At 38.1% G+C, this 11610-nt stretch carries 11 protein-coding genes; 1 reads left to right on the top strand and 10 read right to left on the bottom strand.

The window, feature by feature from the left end:
* Positions 1–28 precede the first annotated feature (28 nt).
* From EO95_RS11500 to EO95_RS11480, 4 genes are all read right to left on the bottom strand, one after another.
* Positions 29–214 (bottom strand): CxxC-x17-CxxC domain-containing protein, encoded by a 186-nt coding sequence (locus EO95_RS11500; RefSeq protein ID WP_048134824.1) that lies wholly within the window; start codon positions 212–214, stop codon positions 29–31.
* A 674-nt stretch (positions 215–888) separates the two neighbouring features.
* Positions 889–1221 carry a translation initiation factor eIF-1A gene (gene eif1A, locus EO95_RS11490; protein ID WP_048134827.1) on the bottom strand — a complete coding sequence of 111 codons (333 nt, stop codon included), beginning with the start codon at positions 1219–1221 and terminating at the stop codon, positions 889–891.
* A 255-nt stretch (positions 1222–1476) separates the two neighbouring features.
* On the bottom strand, positions 1477–1659 hold the full coding sequence (locus EO95_RS11485; RefSeq protein WP_048134822.1) for a CxxC-x17-CxxC domain-containing protein: 183 nt from the start codon (positions 1657–1659) through the stop codon (positions 1477–1479).
* 850 nt (positions 1660–2509) lie between these two features.
* Positions 2510–2698 (bottom strand): CxxC-x17-CxxC domain-containing protein, encoded by a 189-nt coding sequence (locus EO95_RS11480; protein WP_048134821.1) that lies wholly within the window; start codon positions 2696–2698, stop codon positions 2510–2512.
* A gap of 702 nt (positions 2699–3400) precedes the next feature.
* Here EO95_RS11480 and EO95_RS11475 point away from each other — a divergent pair.
* Positions 3401–4039, top strand: coding sequence for a DUF998 domain-containing protein (locus EO95_RS11475; RefSeq protein ID WP_235282985.1), 639 nt, complete (start codon positions 3401–3403; stop codon positions 4037–4039).
* Between the two features lie 83 nt (positions 4040–4122).
* Here EO95_RS11475 and EO95_RS11470 read toward each other — a convergent pair whose 3' ends face one another.
* From EO95_RS11470 to EO95_RS11445, 6 genes are all read right to left on the bottom strand, one after another.
* Positions 4123–4734 carry an ABC transporter ATP-binding protein gene (locus EO95_RS11470; RefSeq protein WP_048134819.1) on the bottom strand — a complete coding sequence of 204 codons (612 nt, stop codon included), beginning with the start codon at positions 4732–4734 and terminating at the stop codon, positions 4123–4125.
* Positions 4724–5701 carry an ABC transporter ATP-binding protein gene (locus EO95_RS11465; RefSeq protein WP_048134826.1) on the bottom strand — a complete coding sequence of 326 codons (978 nt, stop codon included), beginning with the start codon at positions 5699–5701 and terminating at the stop codon, positions 4724–4726. The genes EO95_RS11470 and EO95_RS11465 overlap by 11 nt, the downstream gene beginning before the upstream one ends.
* Before the next feature lie 99 nt (positions 5702–5800).
* Entirely contained in the window at positions 5801–6658 is an 858-nt protein-coding gene (locus EO95_RS11460) for an ABC transporter permease (protein ID WP_048134818.1), read from the bottom strand.
* The gene (locus tag EO95_RS11455; protein ID WP_048134817.1) at positions 6655–7647 is read right to left on the bottom strand and encodes an ABC transporter permease; all 993 of its coding nucleotides are present in this window, start codon (positions 7645–7647) and stop codon (positions 6655–6657) included. The genes EO95_RS11460 and EO95_RS11455 overlap by 4 nt, the downstream gene beginning before the upstream one ends.
* 225 nt (positions 7648–7872) lie before the next feature.
* A complete protein-coding gene (locus EO95_RS11450) occupies positions 7873–9498 on the bottom strand; it encodes an ABC transporter substrate-binding protein (protein ID WP_048134816.1) in 1626 nt (541 codons plus the stop codon).
* A 503-nt stretch (positions 9499–10001) separates the two neighbouring features.
* Positions 10002–11552 (bottom strand): ABC transporter substrate-binding protein, encoded by a 1551-nt coding sequence (locus tag EO95_RS11445; protein WP_048134825.1) that lies wholly within the window; start codon positions 11550–11552, stop codon positions 10002–10004.
* Positions 11553–11610 lie beyond the last annotated feature (58 nt).

The following is an 11610-nucleotide window of genomic DNA, read 5'->3' as shown; positions in this document are numbered from 1 at the left end:
AATGTAAACTCAGTTACACAAATAACACTTAGTATCTGTTTTCTCTGGGTGTCCTGTGGTTAGGAAGACAATCCCTGCAGTAAACAGGTCTTTCCGGGTCAGGTTTGAAAGGCACTTCTGTCTCAGCTTTACAGTCTGAACAGGTTGTCTTGTGCATTTCTCTGGGAGCGCCGAAATTAGAATTTCCTCTGAAGTTTCTGTCATTAAAAGCCATATTTGTTTCACCTTTGGTTTAGTTGTTAGTTAATTGTTTTAAAATAAGATTGTATAGAACTCTTTGATTAAAAACAAAAATTGGTTTTTAATAACAGATGAGTATACGTCTCTTTATTTATCAACACACATACATAGCATCCATAATATATAAATATGTCCATACAAATGAAAGCACACTCTTTCAAATGAGAGAACAACTTCCAGACCAGGTTCTGGAACAGATAAAAGTGCTGAAATTCTAATTCTGGCTGATTATGGATAAAGGACAAAGCTTATCGGGCCTGCAAAGTGCTTCTTCTAAATCTAAAAAAGCTCGCAGGTTTTCGAGATCTCAATATCTACAAAAGGATCAGGGAAAGAGTGAGGCAGACCACCGGCAGGAAAAATATATTCGTATCGAAATAAGAGAGAATAACAAAAATTTCAGCGTCCTTCTTTAGTAATAATAAATATTACAGAGTGAAATATAGAAATAAGTTGTCGTTAAATAAGTTGTCGTTAAATAAGTTGTCGTTAAATAAATTGTCGTCTATAGGACCTTGTCCGCTTCAACATAGACGCGCTCCTGCAGAAAAGTAAAATATGGATTTCAGGCATCTTTTTCAGACACCTTTATTCAGATACCTTTATTCAGATACCTTTATCAGGCATCTTTATTCTGATGCCTTTAAATCAGTACTTAATGTAACCTTTCCGCTCAAGCCATTCAACCTGGGGCCTTGTGTATTTCCAGGTTACTTCGGCTTTGGAGTCCTGGACTTCCCAGGGATTGGCTATAACAACATCCCCTTCACGGATCCACATTCTCTTCTTTTTAGACCCCGGAATCCGGCCCATGCGGACAATGCCGTCCATACACTGAAGTGTTACCCTTTTCGAGCCGAGTAAACTCGCAACCGTTGCCAGGACTTCATTTCTGTCCTTGCGGGGGGTTCGTACCCTGGATACTTCAGAGGTATCTCCTGAGTTTACTGGTTTTGTGGTTCCTAATTTTCTTTTTCTAATTGTGCTTCTGTAGTTTGCCAAATTAATTCCTCTTTAATGGATTTTTATTTTTGTATAGTTCAATATTGAATAATTAGTACAGGTTCTCAGTCTCAATGCCGGTTTATTCTTACTTTCCCCTACCGCACGAGGCGGAAATAAGTAAAGAAACAAAGAGAATAAACCAAAAAACAAAAAGATGAATCAGGCGTTAATATAAAATTAAATAAAAAAATATAAAATTAATTACAAAATTAACACCCGATGCGATTATTTTTAGAATTTCCTGTGGTTAGGAAGACATTCCCTGCAGTATACTGGCCTGCCTTCGGTGGGTTTGAATGGTACTTCAGTCTCAACACCGCAGTCAGAACAGGTTACTTTTGTCATCTCCCTTGGTCCGCTGTTACCGCGGAAACCTCCGGAATTTCCCCTGAAATTTCTGTCATTAAAAGCCATTTTCGTTTCACCTCCGCTTTAGCGGATAGTCAATAATTTAAAAATAAGATTGTATAGACCCTTAGATTAAAAACAAAAATTGGTTTTTAATAACAGATTATACATCTCTTTATTTTCAATACATATACTACACAGTCAAATTATATAAATGCATCTATACAAATGAATATACACTCTCTCAAATGAGATAACTCATTTTAGACATGGATTTCAAAGGAGATAACAGCCCATTTTTTGATAACTTTTGAAACCAGGATTACTTGAAAAATTTTCAACATGATTTGAAAACAGCTATTCCATGCCACAAATCATCTTGATTATCTAAAAAACAGCCCAGAGGGAAATCTATCTATGAAGGGCAAAAATGATCAGGTCTGGAAATTGCTACTTCTAGACCTGCAAAGGCTCTCAGTTTTTCTAGATCTCAGATTTTTAAAAAAGATTCGAGGACGATTGGGGCAAACCGTCGGTAGGAAAAATATATTTTAATTGAATTGAAAATAGAGGAAGTTTCATTTATTATATAGCAATCCATTGTCGGATATATCCAATGAAAAAAGAATTTGGCTAACAGTTTTTAACTTTAACTCGGAAACAGCACCTCAATGAAGACTTACGATAAGCAAAACTTATCGGCCCTGTAAAGTGCTAATTCTCAAGCTGCAAATCTTCAAAGCTGCAAAAGATTACAGGTAAAGAGAAAAAGTATATTCCGACTATAGTGTATTTTAAAAAAGTAAAAGAATTAGTCCGCTTGAGCAAAGCGAAACGGACCTCATGCGGTTGCGATTACATCGCAACTCCCAGGAAATATCAAATTTCCTGTGATCCCAATATGAAATTTGGGCGCTTAATATCTGCGGTTTTCTCTGGGTGTCCTGTGGTTAGGAAGACAGTCCCTGCAGTAAACAGGTCTTTCTGGGTCAGGTTTGAAAGGCACTTCTGTCTCAGCTTTACAGTCTGAACAGATTGTCTTGTGCATTTCTCTAGGAGCGCCGAAATTGTTACCACCGAAGTTATTTCTGTCATTAAAAGCCATATTTGTTTCACCTTTGTTTTAGTTTTTGTTAATAGTTTAAAAATAAGATTGTATAGAGCTCTTTGTTTAAAAACAAAAATTGGTTTTTTAACAACAGATGAGTATACTTCTCTTTATTTTCAATACATCTACATCGCACTTCTAATATATAACTGTATCTATTCAAATGATGACACTCTCTCAACAAAAAGAACACTTTATATCCAGAGTTTGCAGAAGAGATTTCTGAAAACCGCCTGCAGAAAAGAGATCTATGAGCGAATCAAAAAAACCATTTCACTCTTAATTTTAAAAAGTTTTCATGACTGTTTTTATGATAAGAAAGTCGATTAATGCTCTTTAGATTTACGAATTAATATTTACCCTTATTAGGGCGAAAGAAGGGCTAATCCCTATCATTTCAATGGTAATATACAGCCTTTACAGGGAAACAAGAAGAAATCAAAAGTATCTGAAATTGTTAAAAGTATTTGAAATTGTTAAAAGTATCTGGAATTGTTAAAAGTACCTGGAATTGTTAAAAGTATCTGAAATTGTTAAAAGTATCTGAAATTGTTAAAAGTATTTGAAATTGTTAAAAGTACCTGGAATTGTTAAAAGTACCTGAAATTGTTAAAAGTATCTGAAATTGTTAAAAGTATCTGAAATTATTATTACTGACCGGAATCCCCCCAACACAACCCCTAAATACCCTCACCCCCCTTGGTTTATCAGATTGCCATGGTTGACAGATCACATTCTCGTATGCGGTACGAAAACATTGCAGGAGCACTCCTATTCATTGCAGGCGTGCTGGCTTTCCTCGGGATTATCACGGCTGAGACGCTTTATCCCGGGTATAGCACGTCACAGAACATGATAAGCGACCTGGGTGCAACCGATCCGCCCAACAGTATTATAATACAACCGTCTTCAACCATCTTCAGTGCTGCAATGGCTGTAACAGGCCTCTTAATCACCGCTTCTGCCTACTGCATTCACCGTGCATTCAGGAAGCAGGCGGTCACGATCCCTCTTGGCTTATTCGGGATCGGAGTCCTGGGAGTTGGGATTTTCAACGGGAGCTATGGGGATATACACGGAATTTTTGCCCTGATGGCTTTCGTTATGGGAGGCATATCCGCAATTACAAGCTCCAGGATCGAGAGAGCACCACTTAGCTATTTCTCAGTCATACTCGGAGGAATCGCACTTCTTGACCTGTTTCTTTACTACATCATGGGAGAGGCAAGCCCTTTTTCAGCCTTTGGGCTCGGAGGGCTTGAGCGGTGGATAGCATATCCGATCCTGCTCTGGGTCACAGGTTTTGGAGGGTACCTGATGGGACATTCTCAGACATGAGGTGTATTCAATGCATAAGGGACATGAACAAACCTAAATCTACGAGTTTAAGCTTCTTCATATAAAGGTAGGGCGTTTTACAGTCAAACTTTATTTATATCATTAAAATAAACGACATCATTACATAGCCTTTTAATTAATTTTTTTTCGTGACTTACAACCAGTACTCCGATATTCAGCTCTTTGACTATATCCAGAACTATACTCCAGATTTGGGCTTGAGTAATGGCATCTACCATTGTAGTTATTTCATCAGCGATTAAAAATTTAGTTTCAGGGCTTAAAGCCCTTGCAAGGGCAAACCTTTGAAGTTCTCCTCCGGAAAGCTCATTTGGCCATCTATTAAGCCAGCTCTTTTTTATTCCGAATGAATCTAAAATATCCTGGGGAACAATATGTCCTTCATTTAAAATGTCTTTCATTTTCCATTTAGGGTTTACAGCTTTTTCCGGGTGTTGAAAGACTAACTGGACCGGGTTATATCCTTTTGAGGGAATTTCTTTTCCGTCGATACTTACATTTCCCTGATAGTCATTTTCATAACCAGCCAATATTTTACAGAGGGTTGATTTACCACTTCCACTGTCCCCGATTAGACCCAGTACTTCTCCACGGTCTACAGATATATTCACATTATTTAAGATCAAATTGTTTTTTTTATACCCGAAACTTATATTTTCGCCTTTAAGACACATTATTGCACCTCACAACTCCTCCGTTGATAGTTTTAAATTGAGGGATGCCTTTAGAGCAAAGTTCATTCTTTTTGGAACACCTTTCATAAAAAATACATCCGTCAATGACTTCATCCTGCATTGGTTGATGGCCTTTAATTGCCAGGAAATTGTTCTGGGGAAGGGCATTCCAGAGTGCCCGGGTGTATGGGTGCCTTAAATTTTCCCCGTTATTTTTAAAATCTTCAACATTAGCTACTTCTAAAACCGTACCTGCATAGAAGATTGCAATTTTATCAGAGATTTTTAATGCAGCTTCTATATCATGAGTTATAAGTATCACTGCACACCCTTTATTTGCCATGTCTTTGAAGTAACTCAAGGTTTCATTCAAAGTTTTTTCATCCAGGCCCGGAGTTGGTTCATCTGCAATTATGAGCTTTGCAGAGCTCATTACGGCAGTAGAAACCAGAACTCTTCTGGTCATGCCTCCTGATAACTCATGAGGGAACATTCTGTCAACATCTGGCTTTAAATCGTATCTCTGAAAAATTTCTCTCTGGACCTTCTTCATTAAGCCTTCATTTTTTTCTTCAACACATCCTATTACCTGATTAGAGATCCTCATTAAAGGGTCCAGGTAGGTTGTAGATTGAGGGATCAGAGCTATTTCTTTCCCCCTGATTTCTTCTTTAATCTCCTGAGTGAGTTTCTTGCCATTGTATTCCATTTTCACATCAAGTTTCGCGTTTGAAGGTAATATCCCTAAAATTGCATGTGCCAGAAGACTTTTACCGGACCCGCTCGAACCAACAACGGCTAAAATTTCACCTCTGTAAGCTTCTATGCTCAAATTGCAGATTACTTTTAACTCAGTTTGCCTGAGTCCGGAAGCATATTGAATGAAAGAAAGGGAAAGGTCTTCTACTTTTAATAGAGCTTCAGTCTCCTTCTTTCCTTTAGCATTTATTTCAGTTTTATTTCCCATATTTCCCATATTCCACACCTTTTAAATCTAAGATCTGTACTTGCCATTCAGGCAAAAAATATCTCAACCGATACCCGGTGAAATTTACTCATGTGAACTTTACTCGTGAGCATTTTTTGGGTCCATCAGCTTTCCTAAATTTTCTCCAATCATATCAAATGCCAGAACTACAATTAACAGGGATAATCCCGGGAAAAATGCAAGCCACCAGTATCCTGCCGAGAGGTACTTCATAGACTCTGATAAAATGATACCAATTGCCGGTTCGTGGGGTGAAAGTCCAAAACCCAGGAATGTAGCTGAAGCTTCATGTAAAATAGCATGTGGAAACATTAAAATCGTGCCTAATAAAATTTGAGGAATTAAATGAGGCAGAATATGTTTTGTAGCTATCCACCATTTTGACTTACCAAGATTTCTGGATATATGGATATATTCCTGGGTTTTTAGCTGCTTAATTTCTGCTCTTACAACCCTTGTTAAGCCTGTCCAATGCGTTAATGCAACTCCAATAATGACTCCTGTTGCTCCTCCTCCGAATCCTATGGAAATCAGGATTATTAAAAGAAGGTGGGGGATTGAAAGAAATAAATCTACTAACCAGGCGATAAAGGAATCTGCTATCTTTCCTGCACTTGAGAGTAAGCCTAAAATTATGGCCAGTATAGTACTAATTGTAGAAGCAAAAGCTCCAATCAGTATACTTGAACCAAGTCCCTTTAGAGTTCTTATGAACATGTCCCTTCCCATCCAATCTGTCCCAAAAGGATGTTCCGGGGAAGGATTAAGGTTTTTAGAGCCAAAATTAGTATGTAATGATTCGTCGCCGAAACCCACGCTAGAAATCACAATTGCAAGCAATAAAAGGGACGTGAAGCCTATTATTAAAAGAGTCTTCTGTCTTAAATTAAATCCTCTGAATACTCCTTTGTTAACTGTTATAACAGCAGTACTCATATTGAGGCCTCCTGTTGTTTTATCCTGGGATCAACAAACTGGTATATAAGATCAGCAATTGCGTTTCCAAAAAAGACAAAGCAAGCACTAACAATAACTATTCCTAAAAGCAGTGGTACATCAGATCTCAATCCTGCTGCTACTGCAGCCTGTCCAATTCCGGGATAGGAAAATACCTGTTCAACCAGAACTGTTCCTCCAAACAATTCACTGAATCCTAAAAACTGTAGTGTAATAGCTGGAAGTGCAACGTTTCTAATTCCATGCCTGAATACCAGATCTAATCCTTTTTCACCTCTTGCCTTTGCAAATAATACATAATCACTGGATAGAACTTCTATTAATTTTTCTCGAGTAAACAGCGCAATTTGAGCAACTCCTAATAAACTCAAAGTTAGTGCAGGGAGAATTAAACGCAGAAACCAATCCAAAAATGTCACATTTTCCGCAGTGACACCTATTGGTACACTTAAACCTATAGGGAACCAGCCTAAATACACTGAAAATACCATTAATAGAACCAATGCCAGCCAGAAAGTTGGTGTGGCAGCTAAAACATAACAATAAGTTTTTATTGCCTTATCTATCCACGTTCCTTTCTTCATTCCCGCTACTATCCCTAAAATGAAACCTAAAATTCCTGAAAACAGCCATGAAGCCGCCATCAGAGCAAGAGAAGCTGTGAATCGTTCTTTGATTACATCAGTAACAGGTATTCTATAAATCAATGAAATTCCAAAGTTTCCTTTAAGAACATCTCCCGCCCAGTTCAAGAATTTTTCCTGTGGAGGCGTGTTAACTCCCCAATATTCTTCAAGTTTAGCTTTGTGCTCTGCACTCACTGGCATTTCTCCAATATAAGCTCTAACAGGGTCTATAGGCGAGTATTGAATGAGCATGAAACTTACAAAACAAACTAGAATCAAAAGACTTATCAACCGAAGTATTTTTTTTCCTATAAAGCCCGCTATTTTTTCATTGTCTAACACGCTATTCCCTCATATAGTAATTATTTTATAATAGATTCATTTTAACATAGATACAAATATTATGAATAATTAGGAATAATCTGAATAATTTTCATACGATTTTAAGTCGAAATAGATTGCACTATATTTTTCAAGAATTTCCCATCAAATTCCAACCCCAAATAAAAAAGGTAAAAGGAGTAATATTTATAACATCATTTTATTACGATGTTAATATCACTCACTTTAAGTCGAGCTGGTTGCATTTGTTCTTGTCCATTCGTAGATATTTCCTAAAATATCGGACCCAGCGTTTTTTTGTGGAGTTCCTATGTCTAAGGTTTCATCCACCGTATACAGATAATCCATTGTCACCAGCCATAACCATGTTGCATCTCCTGCAGGCCCGTAACCGGTCTTTCCATCATATGCAGCTAATTGCCAGTTTTTTGTAGCCTGGGCCTGGTCTGCGGATCTTAAAGCTGATTCTAAATATCCATCTACAACAGGATTATTGTAAAGCCCCGGATTCTTGTATGTATCATCTGCTTCTTTACTGTGGTATTGCATGTATAAATTGAAGGTATCTATACTGCTGTAAGCGTATAAAACGGCTGAACTGTATTGATTGGCATATATTTCATCCCAGTTTGTGCCGACCAGGTCTATTTTTATACCTAATTTTTTGGCTTGTTCACTTACAGCCACTGAAAGAGCTTGCCTTGTTTGGTCTGCTGAAGAATAGTATAGTTTAAATTCTGCTTTAGTTCCATCTTTTTCTCGAATTCCATCGCCATCATTGTCTTTCCATCCTGCGTTTTCTAACATTATTTTGGCTTCTTCGAGATTTGAATCGTTGATTTTAGCTTCAGGGTTCCCAAAGTTTCGTTGATCTACTCCGGTGTATTCTACATCCCCTTTTCCATATATTACTCCGTCAAGTATGGCTTTTCTGTCGATACCTATGTTTAAGGCTTTTCGAATTGCCAGATCTGCTGTTACATTATTGCCTATGGGATCTCCCTGTAGACTTATTTCCCCGGTATTATTCTGCAGGGGGAATGAAACTCCGAATGCTCTTGATGAGGGAAGAGACATTAAATTATATCCATCTATAGTCTGATTTGCATGGTTAATGTCGATTTCAGCCAGGTCTACATCACCGGACCTTGCAGCTGCAAATGCAGTTTCTTTATCCAGGAATAACATAGTTATTTTTTTGAAGAATGGTTTTTTTCCATAGTAATCTTCGTTTAAATTAAATATTGCCTGTTGACCTTTGTCCCACTGTATCAATTTATATGGTCCCGATCCAATTGGATTTGACCCGTAGGTTTCTTTTTTATATGCATGTTCTGGCACAATTCCAACGTATCTGAGTCTCCATATGAAGCTTGACTGGGGTTCTTTTAATTTGAATTCAACTGCAGTATCATTTATTGCTGCAGCATTTTCAAGATTACTCATATCCAGCTCTGAATTACTTCCAACTGCTGTATTAAAGGTAAATGCTACGTCTTCTGCTGATAATTTCTCCCCATCTGTAAATTTAACATCATCTCTTATATTTACAGTCCAGGTCTTCCCATCAGAACTAACAAAGTAATCCGTAGCAAGGTCATTTATTATACTGCCATCATCAGCTGATTTAAAAAGAGTACTTTGTATCAATGGTTCAAAATTCACATGACCTGATCCCCATCCCATAAGCGGATCAAATCCTGCTTTTGGTTCCCCTGTATGCGAATATACATTTACGACCAATTCATCAGAAGCCTGGGACGTTGAGCTGTCTGACGTAGAACTGGACGTAGAGCCAGGCATAGAACTGATTATAACAATAGCCGCTATAATTACGATTATTGATCCCATAAGCAAATATTGCTGGTTTTTCTTAATCTGAACTCCTCCTCCATTTTAATCAACACACTGAATTATTTTTGTAAAAAGCCCTTTACCAGTATTGTAATGACTAGAAATACTTTTTGAATAACACTTTAATAGATAAAAATATTACCAAAGTATTATTTTTTACACAATTATTAAGATAGGTTAAATTAAAACAATTTTACTATATATACTTTCCTAAAAAAAAGTGTTACTAAAACATTTGTTTCATGGAATATCGTATCATTAAATGAGAGTTATTATTCATTTTAAGAGCATTTGTATCAGCTGCAGCTATTGGATGCTGAAAATAAGTATAAATTATGACGATTCCGGAAGATACCGGAAGGTAACGATATCAAAAGGTAACGATATCAAAAGGTAACAATACTAAACAGCTTCCACCTCAAGATTGAGCAGCTTTTCAGAGTTTCATAAGATATTCAAAAGAAAAAAATGGGATTTGAAATAGAAATTCAACTCCCTGTTTAATTTCCTGTGCGTTTCCATTCCAGAATGCTACCAAAGATATCTGCACCGTGAGGCTGTATTTTGGGAGTTCCGATATCCAGGTCGTCATCCATAATGAAGACATAATTAATGGTTGCCATCCACAGCCATGTAGCATCTCCTTTTTCTGAAAAGCCTGTTGTCCCATCCCAGGCAGCCAGCTGCCAGTTTTCATTGGCAGTATCCTGATCAAAACTGGTTATGGCTGTTCTCAGGTAGTTGTCCACAGCAGAATTGTTGTACATAATTACATTGTTGTAATTCGAAGGATCGTAGCTCTTGCTGTAGTATCTTAAGTATACGTCAGTTGGATCCAGCGAACCATAACCAAAGACTACCGGAGTTGAATGAACAAGGGTGTCAATTTCATTCCAGCTTTTACCCTCGACTTTAATGTTTATACCCAATTTTTTTGCTTCTTCCGATACAGAAACAGCTAATGCCTGCCTTTCCTGCGCATTGGAAGTATATAGCAAAGTAAATTCGGCTTTTAATCCATTTTTCTCAACGATGCCATCACCGTCAGTATCTTCCCAGCCGGCTTCAGTTAAGATTTTCTTTGCTGCTTCGAGATTTCCATCCTCAAAAATAGCTTCCTTATTTCCCCAGGGTAATTTATCCACACCCGTGAATTCCTCTTTGCCCTGCCCATTTAATGCTCCATTGATTAACGCCTGCCTGTCTATTCCGATGTTCAGGGCTTTTCTTATTGCAATATCAGAAGTTACATTGTTCCCGATTGCGTATCCATTTTCAGTTTTTTCACCGGTATTTGCCTGCAGGGGAAAGCTTATTCCTCGAGCATCAATAGAATCAAGAGATACTATTTTCATTCCATCTACGGTTTGTTTGGCAAATGAAGCAGGAATTTCAGCCAGATCAATCTGTCCAGACCTGGCCGCCGCAAAAGCAGCGTCTGATCCCATAAAGAGCATGGTTATCTTTTTAAAGTACGGTTCCTGACCATAATAATCCGGATTTGCTTCAAAGATTACCTGCTGCCCTTTATCCCACTGGACAAATTTGTATGGGCCTGACCCTATTGGATTTTGACCGTAATTTTCATCGTAAGCATGTTCAGGAACAATGCCAATAACTGCGAGTTTATTGATGAAGGTAGCCTGAGGGTCATTCAAGTCAAATTCAACAGTATAATCTTCGATTGCTGCAGCCTTTTCCAGCATGGATAAATCCACACTGCCACTGGCATCTGCTGCCGTGTTAAAGGTGAATGCCACATCCTTAGCTGTTAAAGGCACTCCATCATGGAATATAACGTCGTCTCTTATTGTAACAGTCCACTTTAACCCATCACTGCTAACCGTATAATTTGTAGCTAAATCGTTGATCAGATTTGCACTGCTGTCCTTTTTGAAAAGAGTGCTCTGGACCAGAGGTTCACGGTTATAACCCCAGCCGGTAATCGGGTTAAAGCCCACTTCCGGTTCTCCGCCGTGAGTCCCTACGGCTGCGATCAATTCGTCAGACCCCTGGGAACTTACCAGTTCTCCAGACCCCCGGAATTCCATTTCCGCCGAAACCTGGGAAGCCGGGTTATCTAACGCAGAATCTGAAGCAGGACTGGAC

Source organism: Methanosarcina sp. 1.H.T.1A.1 (assembly GCF_000979295.1).
GTDB lineage: Archaea > Halobacteriota > Methanosarcinia > Methanosarcinales > Methanosarcinaceae > Methanosarcina.
Note: the sequence above shows the minus strand (reverse complement) of the source record. Positions and strands in the feature narration are given on the sequence as shown.

What these genes read in the sequence shown, in the direction of transcription:
- EO95_RS11450 (WP_048134816.1), bottom strand. Translation starts at nt 9,498, where the DNA reads ATGGGATCAATAATCGTAATTATAGCGGCTATTGTTATAATCAGTTCT.
- EO95_RS11445 (WP_048134825.1), bottom strand. Translation starts at nt 11,552, where the DNA reads ATGGAATTCCGGGGGTCTGGAGAACTGGTAAGTTCCCAGGGGTCTGAC.
- EO95_RS11500 (WP_048134824.1), bottom strand. Translation starts at nt 214, where the DNA reads ATGGCTTTTAATGACAGAAACTTCAGAGGAAATTCTAATTTCGGCGCT.
- EO95_RS11480 (WP_048134821.1), bottom strand. Translation starts at nt 2,698, where the DNA reads ATGGCTTTTAATGACAGAAATAACTTCGGTGGTAACAATTTCGGCGCT.
- EO95_RS11485 (WP_048134822.1), bottom strand. Translation starts at nt 1,659, where the DNA reads ATGGCTTTTAATGACAGAAATTTCAGGGGAAATTCCGGAGGTTTCCGC.
- EO95_RS11470 (WP_048134819.1), bottom strand. Translation starts at nt 4,734, where the DNA reads ATGTGTCTTAAAGGCGAAAATATAAGTTTCGGGTATAAAAAAAACAAT.
- EO95_RS11465 (WP_048134826.1), bottom strand. Translation starts at nt 5,701, where the DNA reads ATGGGAAATAAAACTGAAATAAATGCTAAAGGAAAGAAGGAGACTGAA.
- EO95_RS11460 (WP_048134818.1), bottom strand. Translation starts at nt 6,658, where the DNA reads ATGAGTACTGCTGTTATAACAGTTAACAAAGGAGTATTCAGAGGATTT.